This window comes from Arthrobacter cheniae (assembly GCF_003602275.1).
Lineage (GTDB): Bacteria > Actinomycetota > Actinomycetes > Actinomycetales > Micrococcaceae > Arthrobacter_D > Arthrobacter_D cheniae.
The window spans coordinates 192,660-211,952 of record NZ_QZVT01000001.1; the positions used below are offsets into that span (position 1 = coordinate 192,660).

Annotated in this window: 18 protein-coding genes; 8 read left to right on the top strand and 10 right to left on the bottom strand. The window is 66.8% G+C overall.

What is annotated here, in order from left to right; all coding sequences use genetic code 11:
• Window positions 1–5: 5 nt before the first annotated feature.
• On the bottom strand, window positions 6–380 hold the full coding sequence (locus D6T63_RS00990; RefSeq protein ID WP_120147160.1) for a hypothetical protein: 375 nt from the start codon (window positions 378–380) through the stop codon (window positions 6–8).
• A gap of 162 nt (window positions 381–542) precedes the next feature.
• Here D6T63_RS00990 and D6T63_RS00995 point away from each other — a divergent pair, with 162 nt between their 5' ends.
• Both D6T63_RS00995 and D6T63_RS01005 read left to right on the top strand, forming a co-directional pair.
• Window positions 543–1,031: a YajQ family cyclic di-GMP-binding protein gene (locus tag D6T63_RS00995; protein ID WP_120147161.1), complete on the top strand. Its 489-nt coding sequence runs from the start codon at window positions 543–545 to the stop codon at window positions 1,029–1,031.
• Window positions 1,032–1,905: 874 nt separating this feature from the next.
• Window positions 1,906–2,904: a glycosyltransferase family 2 protein gene (locus D6T63_RS01005; protein ID WP_120147555.1), complete on the top strand. Its 999-nt coding sequence runs from the start codon at window positions 1,906–1,908 to the stop codon at window positions 2,902–2,904.
• 94 nt (window positions 2,905–2,998) lie between these two features.
• On the opposite strand, the gene htpX is transcribed toward D6T63_RS01005, so the two are convergent.
• From htpX to D6T63_RS01020, 3 genes are all read right to left on the bottom strand, one after another.
• Entirely contained in the window at window positions 2,999–3,877 is an 879-nt protein-coding gene (gene htpX / locus D6T63_RS01010; protein WP_120147163.1) for a zinc metalloprotease HtpX, read from the bottom strand.
• 119 nt (window positions 3,878–3,996) lie between these two features.
• Window positions 3,997–5,283 carry an MFS transporter gene (locus D6T63_RS01015; protein ID WP_120147164.1) on the bottom strand — a complete coding sequence of 429 codons (1,287 nt, stop codon included), beginning with the start codon at window positions 5,281–5,283 and terminating at the stop codon, window positions 3,997–3,999.
• A gap of 157 nt (window positions 5,284–5,440) precedes the next feature.
• The gene (locus D6T63_RS01020; RefSeq protein WP_120147556.1) at window positions 5,441–6,145 is read right to left on the bottom strand and encodes an alpha/beta fold hydrolase; all 705 of its coding nucleotides are present in this window, start codon (window positions 6,143–6,145) and stop codon (window positions 5,441–5,443) included.
• Between the two features lie 92 nt (window positions 6,146–6,237).
• Between D6T63_RS01020 and D6T63_RS01025 the strand changes: the two genes are divergently transcribed.
• Both D6T63_RS01025 and D6T63_RS01030 read left to right on the top strand, forming a co-directional pair.
• The gene (locus D6T63_RS01025; protein ID WP_120147165.1) at window positions 6,238–6,726 is read left to right on the top strand and encodes a Fur family transcriptional regulator; all 489 of its coding nucleotides are present in this window, start codon (window positions 6,238–6,240) and stop codon (window positions 6,724–6,726) included.
• Window positions 6,727–6,733: 7 nt separating this feature from the next.
• On the top strand, window positions 6,734–8,221 hold the full coding sequence (locus D6T63_RS01030; protein ID WP_120147166.1) for a catalase: 1,488 nt from the start codon (window positions 6,734–6,736) through the stop codon (window positions 8,219–8,221).
• A gap of 159 nt (window positions 8,222–8,380) precedes the next feature.
• On the opposite strand, the gene D6T63_RS01035 is transcribed toward D6T63_RS01030, so the two are convergent.
• Window positions 8,381–9,331, bottom strand: coding sequence for an SDR family NAD(P)-dependent oxidoreductase (locus tag D6T63_RS01035; RefSeq protein ID WP_120147167.1), 951 nt, complete (start codon window positions 9,329–9,331; stop codon window positions 8,381–8,383).
• 224 nt (window positions 9,332–9,555) lie between these two features.
• On the opposite strand from D6T63_RS01035, the gene D6T63_RS01040 reads away from it, so the two are divergent.
• Complete coding sequence (locus tag D6T63_RS01040; RefSeq protein ID WP_120147168.1) at window positions 9,556–10,566, top strand: adenosine deaminase; 1,011 nt, start codon at window positions 9,556–9,558, stop codon at window positions 10,564–10,566.
• Between the two features lie 96 nt (window positions 10,567–10,662).
• On the opposite strand, the gene D6T63_RS01045 is transcribed toward D6T63_RS01040, so the two are convergent.
• A complete protein-coding gene (locus D6T63_RS01045; protein ID WP_120147169.1) occupies window positions 10,663–13,218 on the bottom strand; it encodes an MMPL family transporter in 2,556 nt (851 codons plus the stop codon).
• Between the two features lie 35 nt (window positions 13,219–13,253).
• Window positions 13,254–13,913: a TetR/AcrR family transcriptional regulator gene (locus tag D6T63_RS01050; protein ID WP_120147170.1), complete on the bottom strand. Its 660-nt coding sequence runs from the start codon at window positions 13,911–13,913 to the stop codon at window positions 13,254–13,256.
• Between the two features lie 126 nt (window positions 13,914–14,039).
• Here D6T63_RS01050 and D6T63_RS01055 point away from each other — a divergent pair, with 126 nt between their 5' ends.
• Window positions 14,040–15,014: an aldo/keto reductase gene (locus D6T63_RS01055; protein ID WP_120147171.1), complete on the top strand. Its 975-nt coding sequence runs from the start codon at window positions 14,040–14,042 to the stop codon at window positions 15,012–15,014.
• A gap of 22 nt (window positions 15,015–15,036) precedes the next feature.
• On the opposite strand, the gene D6T63_RS01060 is transcribed toward D6T63_RS01055, so the two are convergent.
• The gene (locus D6T63_RS01060) at window positions 15,037–15,783 is read right to left on the bottom strand and encodes a GAF and ANTAR domain-containing protein (protein WP_120147172.1); all 747 of its coding nucleotides are present in this window, start codon (window positions 15,781–15,783) and stop codon (window positions 15,037–15,039) included.
• A gap of 129 nt (window positions 15,784–15,912) precedes the next feature.
• On the opposite strand from D6T63_RS01060, the gene D6T63_RS01065 reads away from it, so the two are divergent.
• Both D6T63_RS01065 and D6T63_RS01070 read left to right on the top strand, forming a co-directional pair.
• Complete coding sequence (locus D6T63_RS01065; protein WP_120147173.1) at window positions 15,913–16,827, top strand: cation diffusion facilitator family transporter; 915 nt, start codon at window positions 15,913–15,915, stop codon at window positions 16,825–16,827.
• A complete protein-coding gene (locus tag D6T63_RS01070; RefSeq protein WP_182976827.1) occupies window positions 16,827–17,159 on the top strand; it encodes an ArsR/SmtB family transcription factor in 333 nt (110 codons plus the stop codon). The genes D6T63_RS01065 and D6T63_RS01070 overlap by 1 nt, the downstream gene beginning before the upstream one ends.
• Window positions 17,160–17,237: 78 nt before the next feature.
• On the opposite strand, the gene D6T63_RS01075 is transcribed toward D6T63_RS01070, so the two are convergent.
• Together D6T63_RS01075 and exaC are read right to left on the bottom strand one after the other, a co-directional pair.
• Window positions 17,238–17,696, bottom strand: a complete 459-nt coding sequence (locus D6T63_RS01075; RefSeq protein WP_120147174.1) for a DUF779 domain-containing protein — start codon at window positions 17,694–17,696, stop codon at window positions 17,238–17,240.
• 8 nt (window positions 17,697–17,704) lie between these two features.
• Window positions 17,705–19,228 carry an acetaldehyde dehydrogenase ExaC gene (gene exaC / locus D6T63_RS01080; RefSeq protein ID WP_120147175.1) on the bottom strand — a complete coding sequence of 508 codons (1,524 nt, stop codon included), beginning with the start codon at window positions 19,226–19,228 and terminating at the stop codon, window positions 17,705–17,707.
• Between the last annotated feature and the right edge of the window lie 65 nt (window positions 19,229–19,293).

The following is a 19,293-nucleotide window of genomic DNA, read 5'->3' on the forward strand; positions in this document are numbered from 1 at the left end:
GAGGTCTACAGGCCGGCAGCTACGCGGCGCTCGATCTGGGCGAAGAAACCGTTCGCCTGATCGGGCGTCACCATGCTCAGGAGGACCGCCCGGTCGAGGTCGGCGCGTACCCCGGCGAGCCGCTCCCCCGCCGATTGACCCACGCCCGTGTCGACGGGTGACGCGACGCCCATGGAAGTCACCGGGTCGAGGTCGGGGATCGTGTCGATCGCCTCGACGTCGGAGTGACCCGAGCTCGCCGCTACCGTCCTCGGCGGGACGGCCGAGGACGGTCCCGCCGCCAGACCCGACAGCGACGCCGTGACAGCTGCCGCCAGGAACGAGCCCGCCACGGCCTTGCGAAGGCGTACCCGGTAGCGGCGGCGGGGCGTCTGGGACATAGTTCATGCTCCTCGTGGTGTGGTAGGTAGTGCCCACCGTGCCACCGGAGTGTGGGTGCCGGCCCGGTACGGACTGATTGCCGACTGTGAGGACCACCGCGCCGGGCCGCAAGGTTGCAGATAGTCTTTAGGGCAAGGATCCCAACCACCCGAGGAGGCACCGTGGCGAGCGAATCCACGTTCGACGTCGTAAGCAAAGTGGACAAGCAGGAAGTTGCCAATGCGCTGAATCAGGCGCAGAAGGAGATCGCGCAGCGTTACGACTTCAAGGGAGTCGGCGCGGAGGTGGACTTCAGTGGCGAGAAGATCCTCATGAAGGCGAATTCCGAGGAGCGCGTCCTGGCCGTCCTCGACGTCCTGCAGTCGAAGATGATCAAGCGAGGGATCTCTCTGAGGTCGCTCGACACCGGCGAGCCCTACCCCTCCGGCAAGGAGTTCCGCCTGGAGACCTCCATCAAGGAGGGCATCGCGCAGGACATCGCGAAGAAGATCAACAAGCTCATCCGGGACGAGGGACCGAAGGGCGTGAAGTCGCAGATCCAGGGCGACGAGCTGCGCGTCAGCTCCAAGTCCCGCGATGACCTGCAGTCCGTCATGGCACTCCTGAAGAACTTCGAGGAAGCCGACCTGCAGTTCGTCAATATGCGCTAGCCTTCGGCAGCAGCTGCCGCTTCCATGCTTCACTCTGGTCTTCGTCGCGACCACTCCCGGACACCATGAACTCTCTGTCGAACGAGGGGTGGAAGGGTCCCGTATGAGTAGGGCGAGCCCTTCCACCTGTTGATTCGGCCAGCGTCAAGTACCGGTTGGTCGATTCAGGTATGCGGGGACCGGCAATTCAGGTAGGCGGGGACGGGGACACCCCGAAAATAAGCATTTAGGCTGACGTTCACCAGGCAGCCCTTGCGCTTCTCCTTCCGTTCATCTGGAGATCACGGCGGTTCCGCTTGGAGGACGGACTCTCGGAACGGCATCCAGCCGTCCCGAGGGTAGGAGACGGCCGTCCACCAGGGTATTCGTGGGACTCCACGCCCCGCCAGGGGCGTCAGGGGACCCTGCCTGGCTCCTGCCAGCTGATGCCGCGGGCTGCGACGCCCTTCCATTCGTAAAGTGGTGAATCCCTTGACCGTTACCTACCCTGGTCCACGAATGGTCTCCAGCCATGGCCCGCCGGCTCCGCAAGCCTCTGAGGGCGTGGTCGTCCCGACACTCCATGAAGCTATGAAGCAACCGTGGGCGCTTCGCCGGACTTCCTCCTGCGCCGGTCAGGTCGTCATCGTCGACGGCTCTCCGATCGAACACAACGTCGAGGTCGCCAAGGCTTCGAACCCCCGGACGTTTCCCACCGGATGGCGTGTCCTTCGCACAGTCGCCGGCGAATGCCGCACGTGGGAGGCTTCCGCAGCAGGGCCACGACCGGAAGTTCTTCGGCGAGTGAACCACACCGATTCAAGCGTTCGTCTCCCGCGTACGCCAACCAAACCGCAAAGCGTTCTCGTCGTACCGAGAGAGGTGGGACATGTCCATGCCCAGTAGCATTCCAACCATTTCCGTAGTCATCTGCACATACACGGAGAAGCGTTTGAGCCTCCTGACTCAGGTCGTCGAGTCAGTCCGGCTCCAGACTCTCACCCCGGACCAGATCATCGTCGTCGTCGACCACAACGAGGACCTGTACAAACGCCTCCTCATGGACTTCCGGGACGTGGTGCTCGTAGAGAGCCAGGCACAGCCTGGCCTCGCCGGCGCACGCAACACCGGGGTCAGCGTCGCCACCTCGGAGATCATCGCCTTCCTGGATGACGACGCCGAAGCAGCTCCGGACTGGTTGGAACGCCTGTCCGTGTTCTACGACGACCCCGACGTGCTCGCCGTCGGCGGGCGGGTCGAACCCGTCTGGGAGACCGGCCGTCCCGCCTACTTCAGCGAGGAACTCGACTGGATCGTGGGGTGCAGTTACCGGGGCATGCCACGCATGGCAGCCGAGGTCCGGAACCTGATCGGTGCGAACATGTCCTTCCGCAGCGACGTGCTGGAGCATGTCGGCGGCTTCAATCACGACCTCGGCCGACAGGCCGTCAAGCCGCTCGGCTGTGAAGAGACAGAGATCTGCATCCGCTCGACCCTCGCCTCTCCCGGTGCCCGGATCGTCTACGATCCTGCGGCAGTGGTCAACCATCACGTGCCCACGTCCAGGGGAACGCTGAGTTACATGCTGACGCGCGCCTGGTCGGAGGGGCTGTCGAAGGCGCAGGTGAGCCATCTCGTGGGGCATAAGCGGGCTCTGAGATCGGAGCGCCGGTACGTCCGGACCATCCTCCCTCGCGCGGTGCTGTCCGGGATCCGGGATTGGGGAACAGGGAGGGACAGCGCCGGACTCGGCCAGGCAGGAGCCATCGTCGCAGTTCTGGCATGCACGACCGGAGGTTACCTCCGGGGACGCCAGATAGCCCACACCACCAGGTCCCGAGCTGCACGGACGACGACAGCCCCTGAGGAGGCGTGGAGAACCGTTACCACCTGAGGCGAGGCGCAGGCCCCGATTCTCAAGAGCTGACGATTCCGGCAGATCCGGGCTCGTGCGAGCAATGGAGCGAGGAGTTGCCGGGCCGGCCGTGTCAGCCTTGCGGCCGGCCCGCCATCCCCTCGAGGCGCGCGATGCGCTGCTCCATGGGTGGATGGGTTGCGAAAAGCTTCCTCATGCCGCCGCCCTTGAACGGATTGGCGATCATGAGGTGCGAGGTGTTCACGAGCCGCTGGTCCTGCGGGAGCGGGGCGCGCTGGGTGCCGCGCTCGAGCTTGCGGAGCGATGACGCGAGGGCCAGCGGATCGTCGGTCAGAATGGCACCGTCCTCATCGGCGTCGAACTCACGTGTGCGGCCGATGGCCGTCTGGATCAGGCCCGCAGCAAGGGGTGCGAGGATGGCGAGCAAGAGGCCCGCGATCGGGTTGCCGCCCTGGTTCCGGTTGCCGCCCATCATGCCCGTGAACGCGAACATCTGGGCCACGGACGTGATGACGCCGGCGACGGCCGCAGCGATGGATCCGGTGAGGATGTCACGGTTGTAGACGTGCATGAGTTCGTGTCCGAGGACACCGCGCAGCTCGCGCTCATTCAGGAGCTGCAGAATTCCCTGGGTGCAGCAGACCGCGGCGTTCTCCGGGTTGCGGCCTGTCGCGAAGGCATTCGGGGCCATGGTCGGCGAGACGTAGAGCCGTGGCATGGGCTTTCCTGCGCGCCCACTCAGCTCCCGAACGATCCGGTACATCGCAGGTGCCTGATGCTCCGTCACCTCGACCGCGCCCATGCTGCGGATCGCGATCTTGTCGCTGTTCCAGTAGCTGTACGCGATCGAACCGACGCCGAACAGGGCGAAGATCCAGATGAAGGACGAGCTGCCTGTGGCTCCGGCGATGACCGCACCGAAGACCAGGAAGATCCCCATGAGGGCACCGAACAACAACGCCGTCTTCGCACCGTTGAAATGGTTGTGCACGTCTCACTCCTCGCGATGTGGAGGCCACTCGGCCCATCAGGACAACGGCGGGCCGGGAAGGGCCGTTCCACCCATCGTAGGACGTTGCGCTGCACGCCCGCTGGGAGGGATGTTGCGGGTCAGGGTTCGGGGCGGCGGGAATCGTACTGCGCGAAGCGCGGCTGCCAACGCGCGACGGCGAGCACCAGCAGGGCACAGCCGAGCCCTCCGACGACGGCGGTCCAGCCCTCGCCGAGCCACGCTGCCTGACTGCCTGCCACCATGTCCCCGAGGCGTGGACCGCCGGCGACGACCACGATGAAGACCCCCTGGAGCCGTCCGCGCATCGCGTCCGGCGTCGCTGACTGGAGGATGGTGTTGCGGAAGACGCTGCTGATGGAGTCGGCGATACCAGCCATCACGAGGCAGGCCGACGCCGGGAGCACCCACACCGAGAGCTCGCCCTCGCCCGGTGCGGGAAGGGAGGAGGAACTGGCCATGACGACCACGAGCCCGAAGCCCGCCACCGATGATCCCCAGCCGACGATGGACCAGATGACCGCCTGGCCCTGCCGGTGGATGCGGCCCAGCGGACCGGAGAACAGGCCCGCCAGTACTGCCCCGAAAGCGCCCGAAGCCAGCAGGATGCCGACGGTCAGCTCGCCCCCACCGATCAGGACGGCTCCGACCGCCGGGAGCAGCGCGCGGGGTTGGGCGGTGATCATGGCGATGAGGTCCAGGATGAAGGTCATGCGGATGTTCGGCCGCGTGCCGAGGAACCGGAAGCCTTCGAGCACGGTCGCGAGGCCGGCCCGCCGGGTGGGTCCCTCGGGGGGCAGGGGCGGCAATCGGTAGACGGCCCACAGCGCGAAGGTGAAGGTCACGACGTCGACCGTGTAGGTCCACGCATAGCCCACCTGAGCCACGAGGAGGCCCGCGAGCAGCGGACCGACGGTGAATGCGAGACCGAAGGTGATCATGCTCAGGGCGTTGGCCGCGGGCAGCAGTTCGGGCCGGACGAGGCGCGGGATGATCGAGCTGCGTGTCGGCTGGTTGATGCCCGCCGCACCGGACTGGATGGCGATGAGGGCATAGAGCAGCCAGACGCTGTCGACGCCGATCCAGGCCTGCGCCGCGACAGCCATGGTCGTGGCCCACAGGGCGAAGCCGGAGTACAGCGCTACCTTGCGGCGGTCCTGTGCGTCGGCGATCGCGCCTCCGTAGAGTCCTGCGACAACCAGGGGCACGAGGGCGAAGAGGCTGAGCAGGCCGACGCTCAGGGTCGATTGCGTGAGTGCGTAGATCTGGAGGCTGACGGCCACGATGGTCAGCTGCGTGCCGATGGCCGAGAGCGCGGTCCCGACGTAGAGCCTGCGGAACGCCGGGGACTCCCTCAGCGGGGTGATATCGGCGAGGAGTCTGGGCACGGGGAAAGTCTAGCCGGGCATTGATTCGCTCCAGCAACGATCCGAGCGCTACGGCGCCCCCTGGAACCACCGCTCCGCGAGGCAGCGGGACAGCAGGCTCGCGCTGCCGCAGTCGGTCACGGATCGGCGAGGCGTCACCACGTCGGTTGGGGGCACGTCAGGCGGCGTCGCGCTCCCCCGCGCTGATGGCACGATCGATTTCCTGCAGCACCCGCGCGTCGGCGATCGGCCGGAAATGGCCCATGGTCTCGAGCTGGACGTTCCGGGCGCCCTCGACGAAGCTGCCACCGGGGATGTGTGGATCGAACCGACCGTAGATGGAGGTGATGCGCCCGTTGGATTCGAGGTCGGCCCGAAGGTTCCGCAGGGTGAGGTTGTGCGGCGAGAAGGCCCGGATGCTCGGCAGGATGAAGAAGTTGGCGTAGACGGACCCGGAGAACGGAGTGTTGACGGCGACCAGGCGGTTGACCCGCGGGCCCGCGCTTGACATGGTCATGAGGAACTTGCCGATCAGGCCGCCCTTGCTGTGCGCCACGATGACGACGTCGGACAGGTCGTGCTCCTCGAGGTAACCGGCCGCAAGCTGCGCCATCGCCTCCACCGTGCCCCGGTTGTACCCGAGTTTCTGTACTACGTGGACGGGGTGGCCCGCGCCGTGCAGGTGCTTGGCGATGGGCCGCATGAACTGCCAGGTCTCGTATATTCCCGGGATCAGCAGCACAGGCGCCTTGCCCACGGGAGCTCCCGCCTCGGGCGACAGGTATTGGCCAGGGTCAGCCCTGAAGATGAAGCCGTGTACCTGCCAGAAGCCGACGTACGCGTAGTCCAGCAGCCAGGCCCTGCCGTGCTTGATGAGGTTCACGCTTTCCACGGTACCGATCGGACGGACCGCGTGGAGCGCAACTTGGCGCATCCTTATTATGAATTTGTAACTATTACTGGTTAACTGCGATCATGACGCAAACAGCCGGGGTCCCTGAGGCCCGAGTGGCCCGATGGTCTTCGGCCCTGCGTTCCGCCGGCCGTCGCGTGACGCGTCAGCGTCTCGCCGTCCTCGCCGCCGTCGAGCAGTCACCCCACGCCACAGCCGACGACGCCGCGACCGCCGTCCGTGCGGAACTGCCCCATATCACCGTGCAATCCGTCTACGTGATCCTGGCCGATCTCACCGACATCAGCCTGCTGCGCCGTATTCAGACCCCGCATTCCCCCGCGCGCTACGAAACACGCGTGGGCGACAACCACCACCACGCGATCTGTACGGGATGCGGCCGGATCGAGGACGTCGACTGCGCGGTGGGACACGCACCCTGCCTCTCACCCGACTGGTCACCCGGCGCGCATCGCATGACCATCCAGATCGCCGAGGTCGTCTACCAGGGCCTCTGCGATGACTGCCGTTCGGCAGCCCCCAGCCATCAATCATCCGATTACCAGGAATAGGAGCACTATGTCCGCGAACTTCAGCACCACCCAGTCCGGCGCACCCGTCATCGATGACAGCAACTCGTCAGCCCTCGGCCGCGATGGGGCGATTCCCCTGACCGACCACTACCTCATCGAGAAGCTGGCCCAGTTCAACCGCGAGCGCGTCCCCGAGCGCGTGGTCCACGCCAAGGGCGGCGGAGCCTTCGGCGTCTTCGAGACCACCGAGGATGTCAGCATGTACACCCGGGCAGCGCTGTTCCAGAAGGGCACGACGACGGAGACCCTCCTCCGTTTCTCCTCCGTAGCCGGCGAGCAGGGCTCCCCTGACACCTGGCGGGATCCCCGGGGTTTCGCGCTCAAGTTCTACACGTCCGAGGGCAACTACGACCTCGTAGGCAACAACACCCCGGTGTTCTTCATCCGCGACGGCATCAAGTTCCCGGACTTCATCCATTCCCAGAAGCGCCTGCCCGGCACCAACCTGCGTGACGCCGACATGCAGTGGGATTTCTGGACGCTCAGCCCGGAGTCCGCGCACCAGGTGACCTGGCTGATGGGAGACCGCGGCCTGCCGAACTCGTGGCGCACCATGAACGGCTACGGATCGCACACCTACATGTGGATCAACGAATCGAACGAGAAGTTCTGGGTCAAGTACCACTTCAAGTCCAACCAGGGCCACGAGGTTCTGACCGTCGACGAAGCCGAGACACTCGCCGGCTCGGACGCCGACCACCACCTGCGTGACCTGTCGGAGAACATCGCCAAGGGGAACCACCCGAGCTGGGACCTCAAGGTCCAGATCATGCCCTACGACGATGCGAAGAACTACCGCTTCAATCCCTTCGACCTGACGAAGGTCTGGCCGCAGGCCGACTACCCGCTGATCCCCGTCGGCAAGCTTTCGCTGAACCGGAATCCGGAGAACTACTTCTCGCAGATCGAACAGGCCACGTTCGCGCCGTCCAACTTCGTGCCTGGCATCGCCGCGAGCCCGGACCGCATGCTGCAGGCGCGGATCTTCTCCTACGCCGACGCCCACCGCTACCGCGTGGGCACCAACCACGCGCAGCTGCCTGTCAATGCGCCGAAGAACGAGGTGCGCAACTACTCGAAGGACGGCGCAGGGCGTTACCACTTCAATTCCCCCTCGACGCCCGTCTACGCGCCGAACTCGGTCGGTGGCCCCGCGGCCGACCCGGCCCAGTACGGCGCGCAGGGTGGCTGGGAGAACGACGGCGACCTCGTTCACGCGGCTCACTCGCTGCACGCCGAGGATGACGACTTCGGCCAGGCCGGGACGCTGTACCGCGACGTGTTCGACGACGCGCAGCGCGCCCGCTTCCTCGAGACCATCACCGGTGCGGTGGGTGGAGTCCAGAGCGACGAGATCCGCGCTCGGGCGGTCCAGTACTGGGCCAACGTCGACGCCGAACTTGGTGCGAAGCTGGCGGCCAACCTCGGCCGTGGCGTCACTCCGGCCACCGAGTCGGAAGCCGCCCTCTACTAGGGGTCGAGTACCACGTTGATCAAGGAGAGGGGCGGGCCCAAACGGGCCCGCCCCTCTCCTTCGTGTGCATGCAGCGATAACCGCGGGCCGGTTCGTTCTCCCGACCGCAACTGTGCGGCCGGGGTCGAGCGGCCGGTCCAGACCCTGCCCTCGTCGGAATCAGCGCCGCGCATCCCGCAGGAGTTCCAGGGACACGTCCCACAGTCGCTCGGCGTTCGCCGCATCCAGGGCATAGGGGCGCACACCGTAGACGCCGTCAATGATCTCCGGGACGATCTCCGCATCACCGCAATCCTCCAGGTACCGCCCGCCGATACTCCTCAGCAGGGGTGAGGTAGCGGCGAACACCGAGGTGGCGGCGCCCTGTTCAGGTGTTTTCGCTGTAAGGCCGGCCGAGGCCACCTGCGCCTTCGTCGCCGCCAGGACCTCAGGATCCCAGTACCTCTGGAGGTTCGTCCAGATACCGCCGGGCATGACGGCATTCGCTGTAATGCCGTCCTCCGCCCACCGCCGCGTTGCTTCGACGGCGAGCAGCACGTTGGCCGTCTTCGACTGCCCGTAGGCGTGACCGGCGTCGTACGGCCTGCGCTGGAAGAACAGGTCGTCGTAGACGATGTCCGACATGCCGTGTCCGCTGGAGCTCACGGACACGATCCGCGCCCCGCCCGCTGCTGCCAGGGCATCGTGCAGGCCGATCGCGAGCGCCGCATGGCCGAGGTGGTTGGTCGCGAATTGCAGCTCCCAACCGAGCGTGGTCCGCAACTCCGGGGTCATCATGACCCCCGCGTTGTTGACCAGGATGTGCAGGGGACCCGACCAGTCGTCGGCGAACCGGTCCACTGAGGCAAGGTCCGCCAGGTCCAGCGCCCGGACCTGGACCACAGCGCCCTTGCTGGTGCGGCCGATGTCCTCGGCGACGCGCTGCCCCGCCCCGACGTCCCGGACGGCTATCGTCACGTCGGCGCCTGCATGCGCCAGGGCTCTCGCAGTCTCCACGCCGATGCCCGAGGCGCCCCCTGTCACGATCGCGGTCCGGTTCGAAAGGTCGATACCCTCGACGACCTCGAGCGCAGTGGTCGCCGCGGTGAATGGAGAGGTGATGGCGGTCATGAGATCCTCCTGGCGTCGGACCGGATATGCGTCCCGCCCGCCCTGGGTAGTAGGTGTCCACGCGGACGCTGATGGCCCCGGTGCCGAGCCCCTGTCCTAGGCCCTCGTGCTAGCCACGAACAAGTCCCGCACGATGCCGTTCCTCGCTGGTCGAACCCTACGCGAGCCGGCGAGCGGTGGAATGTGGTTCGCCGGTGGACGTCTGGGCCTCCTAGGCTTGAGTGATGCCTCTCCTGCCCTGCGCCGAACTCCACCTCCATATCGAGGGGACCCTCGAGCCCGACCTCGTCTTCGCGCTCGCAGCCCGCAACGGAATCACCCTGCCCTATGCGGACACCACCGATCTCGCAGCCCGCTACGCCTTCACGGACCTGCAGTCCTTCCTCGACCTGTACTACGCCACCATGGACGTGTTGCGAACCGAAGCGGACTTCGCCGACATGACTCGCGCCTACCTGCGCAGGGCCGCGGCGGCGGGGGTCCGCCACGCAGAGATCATGATGGATCCGCAGGCTCACCTCGCTCGCGGCATCAGCCTGGAGACCTGCGTGAACGGTGTGGCTTCGGTGCTGGCGACCAGCGAGGCCGACCTCGGTATCAGTAGTTCCCTGATCGCGGCCTTCCTGCGCGACAGGCCCGCAGAAGACGCCCTCGGCGTACTACGGGACCTCCTCGCCATGGACGCTCCCATCGTCGGCATCGGTCTCGATTCGGCGGAGGTCGGCTTTCCGCCGTCGCTCTTCAGCGAGGTGTACGACGTCGCTCGCGCGGCCGGCCTGAAGTGCGTTGCGCACGCGGGCGAGGAGGGACCGCCGGCCTACGTCTGGGAAGCGCTCGACGTCCTTCGCGCCGACAGGATCGATCACGGCATCCGGAGCCTCGAGGATGGCACGCTCGTGGCGCGGCTCCTCGCCGAGCGCGTTCCCCTGACGGTCTGCCCGCTCTCCAATGTCCGGCTCCGGGCCGTCGGTACCATCGGCGACCATCCTCTGCCCCGGATGCTGGCGCTGGGGCTCAACGTCAGCATCAATTCGAATGACCCTGCCTACTTCGGTGGTTACGTCGAGGACAACTTCGCGGCCGTGACCAAGGCCTTCGGACTCAGCCCCGACGAGCTCGCGACGCTCGCCGCCAACTCCTTCCGGTCAGCCTTCCTGGACGATGAACGGCGTGCGGTCCTTCTCGCGGAGGTAGAGTCCTGGCGAGTGTCGCAGCACCGTCCGAACCTCCAGTAGGGAGCAGCTCCCGCTGGTGTGGTGATCGGGCCGGGGAAAGTGCAGGTGGCCGATCCGACGAGCTTCCACGCATCCGCCAGGGCTGATGCGACGCGCTCACACCGGCACCGGCTCCTTCTCCTCCTCCGCGTCCTCGCGCAGGAGCTTCGCGCCCTCGACGTCGACATCCGGGAGGATCCGCCCCAGCCAGGCCGGCAGCCACCAGGCATACCTGCCCAGCAGGTACATGGCGGCCGGAACGAGCGTCATGCGGACCACGAAGGCGTCCAGCAGCACGCCGAATGCGAGCCCGAATCCGATCGGACGCACCATGGCCAGATGGGAGAAGACGAAGCCGGCGAACACGGACACCATGATGATGGCAGCGGCTGTGACCACCCGGGCGCCATGGCTGAATCCGATGCGGACCGCAGCCTTGGGATCGTCGCCGTGGACGAATGCCTCCCGCATTCCGGACACGAGGAACATCTGGTAGTCCATCGCGAGGCCGAAGAGCACACCGATCAGGATGATGGGCAGGAAACTCAGGATCGGGCCGGGATTCGTGACGCCGAAGAACTCCCCGAGCCAGCCCCACTGGTAGATCGCAACTGTTGCCCCGAAGCTGGCCAACAGGGAGAGCAGGAACCCGGCCGTCGCGATGATCGGAACGAGGATGGACCGGAAGACGAGCAGCAGCAGGATCAGGGAGAGCCCGACGACGATGCCGAGGTAGACCGGCAGTGCCTCCATGAGCTTGGCGGAGACGTCGATGTTCGCGGCGGTCTGACCCGTGACGGCGATAGCGACGCCGGTCCGCTCCTCGAATGCGTCGGTCGACGAGCGCAGGTCGCGGACGAGGTTCTCGGTGGTCTCACTGGCCGGTCCCTCCTCGGGGATGACCTGGAAGATCGCCGTGCGGCCGTTCTCGCTCACCGTCGCGGGAACGGAGGCCGCGACGTCGGGAACTTCACGCAGGAGGTCGTTCACGTCCAGCTGAAGGGCCGTGAGCTCCGCCTCGTCGGCCGTCTCGGGCAGGGAGGCGACGACGATCAGCGGACCGTTGGTTCCTGCTCCGAATCTGTCGCCGATGGTGCTGTAGGCCTGGAACGCCGTCGAGTCGGCGGGCTCCGTCCCGCCGTCGGGCAGCCCTACGCGCAGTTGCGCAGCCGGAATGGCGACCACGCCCAGCAGCACCACGCCGGCGAGGACCGTCAGGACGGGCTTCCGGGTAGCGAGCCCGCCCCAGCCGGCGCCGTTCGCGGCGCGCTGGTCGGCGAGGGAGGTTCCGCTGTCGCTGTCGAGCGGAACCGCAGCCGAGTGCTTGTGGCCGCGCGCCTTTGCCCAGCGGCGCTTCGAGATGACCCGCGGCCCCATCAGGGCGAGCAGGGCCGGTGTGAAAGTCAGCGCCACGAGCACCGAGACGGCGACTGTACCGGCGGCCGACAGGCCCATCACGGTCAGGAACGGCAGCCCGGGGACCGCCAGCGCCGCAAGCGCAACGATCACCGTGATGCCTGCGAAGAGGACGGCGTTGCCCGCCGTTCCGGTCGCGCGGGCGATCGACTCCTGCATCTCCATGCCGTGCAGCAGCTGTGTCCGGTGCCGGTTCACGATGAACAGTGAGTAGTCGATGCCGACGGCGAGGCCGAGCATCAGGGCGAGGACCGGCGAGATGCTGTTCAGCTCGACGACGCCCGAGAGGGCGAAGGTGATCCCTACGCCCACGCCGACGCCCACCACGGCCATGAGGAGCGGCAGACCGGCAGCGATCAGCGTGCCGAGCATGACGATGAGTACGGCGGCGGCGACGGCCAGGCCGAGGGCCTCCGTGGCACCGACGATGCCGGAGACGTCCTCGACGATCTCCTTGCTGTACTCGACCGTCACACCCGCGGACTCGGCCTCGGCGGCCTCCTTCTGCACCGCTTCGCGCAGCTCCGGCGAGACGCCGTTGATCTGCTGCTCGAACTGGACGCTGGCGACGGCGGTGGAGCCGTCCTCGGACAGGAGGCTCACCCCCGAGGAGGCGTCCAGCTGCCTCTGGGCGAGCTCCAGTTCGGTCCTGCCGGACTCGAGTTGCTCGCGCCCGTTCTCGAGTTCCGTCCGGCTGGCGTCGAGCTGGGCCTGTCCCTGCTGGAGCGTCTGCTCGATAGCTGCCACCCGTGCAGGCCGCAGCAGAGGACGGGCCTGCTCGAACTGGGCTCGCTGCGCGTCGAGCCGCGCCTGCCCCTGCGCAAGCTGCTCCTCCCCCGCGGACAGCTGTTGCTCGCTGGCTTCCAGCTCGGCCCGGCCGGACTCGATCTCCTGGGCCCCGGCCGCTACCTGATCGGCGACGTCGAAGGGATCGACGACGCCCCGGAGGCCGTCGAGGGCTCCGATCCCGGCGAGCGCCGACTGCACTCCCTCGCGCTGCTCGGCCGAGAAGGCTGCGCCGTCGTCGGTCGTGAAGACCACCGTCCCCGTGCCTCCCACAGCCTCGGGGAGTTCCTCCCGCAACCGGTCGGAGATGCGCTGCGACTCGGTCCCGGGGATCGTGAAATCGTTGGTCAGGGTGCCGGAGAAGGCGGCTGCGGCGCCACCCACGGCAAGCATGATCGCAAGCCAGGCGGAGATGACCCACCATCGCCTGCGGAACGCGAATGAGCCGAGCCGGTAGAGGAGAAAAGCCATGGCGTGGTCCTTGCGGAAGTCGGGGAGTGTAGGGGTCAGGAACCGGCAGCAGGGCCGGCGGAGGTGGCTGTGGGATCGACGAAGCCGTCGCGCAGCATGTTCAGGGAGGCGAGGATGCGCGCCTCGAGCTGCTCCCCCGAGTCGTCGCCGGACTCGGGAGTGCTGACCGCCCAGTCCCGCATGGCTGCCTTCGTGCAGGACAGCACGCACCCCACAAGGGCCGTGAGGTAGAGGTTCGATGCGGGAGCCCCCAGCCGACGACGCAGTGCCCCGACGATGCGGGCTTCGGCACGCTCCCATGAATGCAGCTGGGCGCGCAGAAGATCGGGATTCGCATCCCCCATCCGGAAGAGCTCGCCGTGCAGAGACAGGCCCTCCATCCGCGTGGTCTCGCTGAAGGAACGGATGATGGCCTCGAACAGTGGCTCGTCCTGGGGCCGTTGCCCGAAGACCTCGAGGGCCAGCTCGAGGAACGTGTCGGTGCGGACGGTCAGCGAGTCCTCGGCACTGTGGAAGTAATTGAAGAAGGTTCGTCGGGAGACACCCGCCCGGGCGGCGATCTGATCCACGGTGAAGGCACCCGGACCGACGGACCGGGCGAGGTCGAGGGCCGCATCGGCGATCGCGCGGCGCGTGTCGATCTTGTTCTGTTCGCGGCGGCCCAACGGCTCTGCGTTGTCGGTTGTACTCAGCACTGTTCAAGCGTAGGGGAGAATTTGCACACCGTGCAACAAGCCTTCGCGGGAAACTCCCCACCGCGCGCCATGCTTTCCGGCGTACCCTGACCGAGGCACCATTCCCCTCGACCCAAGGCGGCCTCCATGAAGACCATCACCCTCGGTTCCGGCCTCGACGTCTCGCGGCTCGGGCTCGGCTGCATGGGCATGTCGGCGTTCTACACCGGCAGCGGCAAGGACGACGCGGGCGCGACGACAACGCTGCACCGCGCCCTCGAACTGGGCGTCACCTTCTTCGACACCGCCGAGATGTATGGACCCTACGCCAACGAGGAGCTGGTGGGCCGCGCCCTCAAGTCCAGACGCGACGACGTCGTTATCGCCACGAAGTTCGGCACCATTCGCCACACGGCAGGAGACTCAATGGACCTCGACGGAAGTGCGGAGAACGTGCGCCTCTCGGTCGAGGGATCGCTGCGGCGCCTCGACACCGACTACATCGACCTCTACTACCAGCACCGCATGGACCCCTCGGTACCCGTAGAAGACACCATGGGCGCTCTCGCCGAGCTCGTCGAAGAGGGCAAGATCCGGCACATCGGACTGTCCGAAGCCGCTCCGGACACGATCCGCCGGGCAAACGCCGTCCATCAGGTAACCGCCCTGCAGACCGAGTACTCGCTGTGGAGCAGGGATCCGGAGCGCGAGATCCTCCCCCTCGTGCGTGAACTCGGCATCGGCTTCATCCCGTATTCGCCGCTCGGCCGCGGCTTCCTGACCGGGACCATCCGCTCCGTGGACCAGCTCGACGCATCGGATTTCCGCCGCAACAACCCGCGCTTCGCCGGCGAGAACCTGCAGGCCAACATCCGGATCGTGGAACACGTGGACGAGGTCGCACGGCAGGTAGGCGCGACTCCCGGTCAGGTGGCCCTCGCCTGGCTGCTCGCGCAGGGCGACGACATCGCGCCGATACCCGGCACGAAGCAGGTCCGCTACCTCGAGGAGAACGTCGCCGCGGACGGCCTGATCCTGTCGCAGGAACAGCTGGCGCAGCTCGACGCCGTCGCCGCACCCGTCGGCGAGCGCTACGAGGACATGACCGGCGTCGACCGCTGACCCGTGGACAGCACGGCTCGGCTCAGCTGCGCGCCCGACGCCGGACGGGCAGGTTCCCCGTGCTGGCCAGTGCATCGGCCACCGCGAGCAGTTTGACGTTGGTGTCCGCGGAGACCTCCGCGAGCATGATGAATGCCTGGCCGGACGTGATGCCGTACCTCTCCATCAGGATGCCCTTCGCCTGTCCGATCAGGTCCCGGGTGGCGATGGCATCCTTGAACTGGTGCAGTTTCTGCGCATCGGCGAAAGCCACGGCAGCGTGCGAGGCAACCAGCAGGCCCACGTACTCGGACTCCTCCGTGAAGGCATGCGGTGCACGCCCGACGAGGTTGAGCGCGCCGAGGTTGTCCCCCTTGACGAAGAGTTGGAAGGAGAGCATGCTGCCGGCCCCCGCTGATGCGGCCTTGGCCGAGAACTCCGGCCAGCGGGCCTCGTTGCGCATGTCAGGGACATTCACGGTCTGCTCCTCGTACACCGCGCTCAGGCAGGGTCCTTCTCCGGTCCGCTCCTGCAGGTCGTCGATGATCCGCGCGAGGTCGCCCGACGGCGCCCGGGACTCGACCCGGCGGCGCCCCGTCACGAGGGTTATGGACGCTTCGTCGGCACCGGGAACGAGTTCGATGGCGGCACGCACCAACCGATCCAGCACGGTGTCCTCGTTGTCCTCGCGCTGCAGGGAGCGGGCAAGGTCGCTCAACCTGCCGGCGACGTCATCCGTCGGGGCGCTCCACGCGTGGTCAGGTAGGTCAGGCCGATCATCCGATGCCATGAGAGTCCCCCTGCCTTGATCAGCGTCGTCCTCGGAGCGGAGGGCCCGCTTCGTCGTCGGCCGCGAACACTCACCGTACCAGCGCCACACGTTGCGCAGCCGGTTCAGCGACCGCTGTACTATCTTCCTATGGGTTCGCATCACCACCACAGTCCGACGACGGCCCTCCGGGGTCCGCTGGCGGGCGCCTTCGGGATCACCCTCGGCGTCTTCGTTCTCCAGGTGGTCGGCGCGCTGTGGACAGGTAGTCTGGCACTTCTCTTCGATTCTGTCCATGTACTGACCGATGCCGCGGGTCTCGCGATGGCACTCGGTGCCGCAACGCTCTCCACCCGTCCGGCGACGCCGCAACGCTCGTGGGGCTTCCGGCGGGCCGAGGTCATCGCCGCCCTGCTGCAGGCGGCATTCCTCCTCGCGGTCGGTGCCTACGTGCTGGTCGAGGGCGTGCGTCGCCTGATAACCCCGGAGGATGTCGCCGCACCGCAGATGATCGTCTTCGGTGCTGTCGGCCTTGCCGGCAACCTCGCCGCCCTCGGGCTCCTGTCGCGACACCGCGCTGCAAGTTTCAACCTGAGGGCGGCATTCCTGGAGGTGCTCAACGACGCCCTCGGATCTGTGGCCGTCATCGTCGCCGCCGTCGTCATCACCCTCACGGGGTGGATGCGGGCCGACGCCATTGTGGCCCTGTTCATAGGTGTGCTGATCATCCCGCGGACCCTGAAGCTGCTGCGCGAGACCATCGACGTGCTGCTCGAGTCCACTCCCGCAGGGATCGATCTCGAGGAAGTGCGAGCGCACATCGCCCGCCTGCCCCAGGTCCGCGACGTGCACGACCTCCACATCACGCAGATCGCCACAGGGCTGCCCGTCCTGACCGCGCACATCGTCGTGGACGACGGCTGCTACCGGGACGGCTCGGCCCACGCCGTCCTGGACCAACTGCAGGAATGCGTGAGCCGGCACTTCGACGTGAGCATCGACCACTGCACCTTCCAGATCGAACCGATGGGCCACGTTCCCCACGAGACGGAGCTGACCCACTGATGCTGCAGACCCTGACCTCCACCTCCGTGCTCGAGCGGGTGGGTACCGCCCTGTCCGACCCGACGCGCGTGCGGATCCTGGTGGCCCTTCGGGACGCCCCCGCATATCCGAGCGAACTCGCCGAATCGCTTGGCGTGAGCCGCCAGAGCCTGTCGAACCACCTGTCGTGCCTGCGCGGATGCGGGCTCGTCGTCGCCGTTCCCGAAGGCCGCCGTTCCCGCTACGAGCTCGTGGATCCGAAGCTCGGCCACGCGCTCACGGACCTGCTGGGGATCGTCCTCGCCGTGGAACCGGAGCATCACGGCCACCCCGGCTGGGTTGCGGGACGCTGATCGGCCCGGGCTGGAACCGCACAGCTCACGCATGGAGGGACCCGGCGGACATCGTCCACCGGGTCCCTCCATGACCTTTCAGATCGCGCTGGCGATGTCCGGCGTCGCCTGATCCATGAGCCGGGACCGGATGAGGAACCTCTTCCCCTCCGGCGACTCGACCGAGAATCCACTGCCCCGTCCCTGTACGACGTCGACCGTCAGGTGAGTGTGGCGCCAGTATTCGAACTGCTCGCGCGACATCCAGAAGTCGATCAGGCGGGGTCCGTCGGCGTCGTCGGCCGCTCCTGCGCCCGCCCTGCCGTCAGCGCCCGCCGTGATATCGAGGACTCCGAGCAGGACATCAGCTTCCGCCGTAATGAACTCTCCGGCCGGATAGCACATGGGCGACGAGCCGTCGCAGCACCCGCCGGACTGGTGGAACATCAGCGGACCGTGGATGAGCCAGAGCTTGTCCAGGAGGTCGACTGCGCTGTCCGACAGTGCCACCCGGGAGAAGGTCTCGCCCGGAATGGTCACCGAGGCTTCGACGGTCATCGCATCTCCTAGAAGAAACCCAGCTTGGATTCCGAGTAGCTGACCAGCAGGTTCTTGGTCTGCTGGTAGTGATCGAGCATCATGGCGTGGTTCTCGCGGCCGATTCCCGAGGACTTGTAGCCGCCGAACGCTGCCCCCGCCGGGTAGGCGTGGAAGTTGTTCACCCAGACGCGGCCCGCCTGGATCTCGCGACCCGCGCGGTAGGCCACGTTGCCGTTCCTCGACCAGACCCCGGCACCCAGTCCATAGAGGGTGTCGTTCGCGATCTCCATGGCCTCGGCGTAGTCGTTGAACCGAGTCACCGATACCACCGGACCGAAGATCTCCTCCTGGAAGACCCGCATGTTGTTCGTTCCCTCGAACACCGTGGGCTTGACGTAGTAGCCCTCGGCGAGATCGCCGCCGAGTATGTTCCGCTCGCCGCCGATGAGCACCTTCGCACCCTCCTGCGCGCCGATGTCCATGTAGGACAGGATCTTCTCGAGCTGGTCATTGGAAGCCTGCGCGCCGACCTGCGTGTCCGTGTCGAGCGGGTTGCCCTGCACCATCTTGTCCACGCGAGCAATCGCATCGCTCATGAAGGAGTCGTACATTGACCCCTGCACCAATGCTCGCGAAGGACACGTGCACACCTCGCCCTGGTTGAACGCGAACAGCGCGAAGCCCTCGAGTGCCTTGTCGTAGAACGCGTCATTGCTGTCGGCGACGTCCGAGAAGAAGATGTTCGGGCTCTTGCCGCCGAGTTCGAGCGTCACCGGGATGAGGTTCTGGCTGGCGTACTGGCTGATGAGCCGGCCCGTCGTTGTCTCCCCGGTGAACGCGATCTTCCGGATGCGCTTCGACGAGGCCAGCGGCTTGCCCGCCTCGACGCCGAAGCCGTTCACCACGTTGATGACGCCTGCGGGGAGGATGTCGCTCAGAAGCTCCATCAGCACCAGGATCGACGTCGGTGTCTGCTCCGCCGGCTTCAGCACGACGGCGTTGCCCGCGGCCAGGGCCGGCGCCAGTTTCCACACAGCCATGAGGATGGGGAAATTCCACGGGATGATCTGCCCCACGACGCCGAGCGGCTCGTGGTAGTGGTAGGCCGTCGTGTCGTCGTCGAGCTGGGAAATTCCGCCCTCCTGGGCGCGGATGGCGCTGGCGAAGTAGCGGAAATGGTCTGCGGCCAGCGGCATGTCGGCCGCCAGGGTCTCACGCACCGGCTTCCCGTTGTCCCAGGTCTCCGCGACCGCGAGTAACTCGAGGTTCGCGTCGATGCGGTCTGCGACCCGGTTCAGCACTGCTGCGCGTTCCGCCACGGACGTCTTGCCCCAGGCAGGGGCAGCCTTGTGCGCAGCGTCGAGGGCGAGCTCGATGTCCTCGGAGGTGCCCCGCGCCACCTCGCAGAAAGCCTTGCCCGTCACAGGCGAGATGTTCTCGAAGTACTGACCCTTGATGGGGGCTACCCACTCACCGCCGATCCAGTTCTCGTACCGCGGCTTGAAGCTGACCTTCGATCCATCCTGGCCAGGCTGGGCATAAACAGTCATTGTCCACTCCTTGAACTCCGTGTGAGCAGGACGTCGTCGTCCTTCCTCACAGCGTAGGAGCCCGA

Bases quoted from the DNA above. Each gene is read 5' to 3' on its own strand.
- D6T63_RS01005 (WP_120147555.1), top strand. From the start codon at position 1,906: ATGCCCAGTAGCATTCCAACCATTTCCGTAGTCATCTGCACATACACG.
- D6T63_RS01040 (WP_120147168.1), top strand. From the start codon at position 9,556: ATGCCTCTCCTGCCCTGCGCCGAACTCCACCTCCATATCGAGGGGACC.
- exaC (WP_120147175.1), bottom strand. From the start codon at position 19,228: ATGACTGTTTATGCCCAGCCTGGCCAGGATGGATCGAAGGTCAGCTTC.
- D6T63_RS01060 (WP_120147172.1), bottom strand. From the start codon at position 15,783: ATGGCATCGGATGATCGGCCTGACCTACCTGACCACGCGTGGAGCGCC.
- D6T63_RS01030 (WP_120147166.1), top strand. From the start codon at position 6,734: ATGTCCGCGAACTTCAGCACCACCCAGTCCGGCGCACCCGTCATCGAT.
- D6T63_RS01065 (WP_120147173.1), top strand. From the start codon at position 15,913: ATGGGTTCGCATCACCACCACAGTCCGACGACGGCCCTCCGGGGTCCG.
- D6T63_RS01070 (WP_182976827.1), top strand. From the start codon at position 16,827: ATGCTGCAGACCCTGACCTCCACCTCCGTGCTCGAGCGGGTGGGTACC.
- D6T63_RS01035 (WP_120147167.1), bottom strand. From the start codon at position 9,331: ATGACCGCCATCACCTCTCCATTCACCGCGGCGACCACTGCGCTCGAG.
- D6T63_RS01075 (WP_120147174.1), bottom strand. From the start codon at position 17,696: ATGACCGTCGAAGCCTCGGTGACCATTCCGGGCGAGACCTTCTCCCGG.
- D6T63_RS01055 (WP_120147171.1), top strand. From the start codon at position 14,040: ATGAAGACCATCACCCTCGGTTCCGGCCTCGACGTCTCGCGGCTCGGG.
- D6T63_RS01025 (WP_120147165.1), top strand. From the start codon at position 6,238: ATGACGCAAACAGCCGGGGTCCCTGAGGCCCGAGTGGCCCGATGGTCT.
- D6T63_RS00990 (WP_120147160.1), bottom strand. From the start codon at position 380: ATGTCCCAGACGCCCCGCCGCCGCTACCGGGTACGCCTTCGCAAGGCC.
- D6T63_RS01045 (WP_120147169.1), bottom strand. From the start codon at position 13,218: ATGGCTTTTCTCCTCTACCGGCTCGGCTCATTCGCGTTCCGCAGGCGA.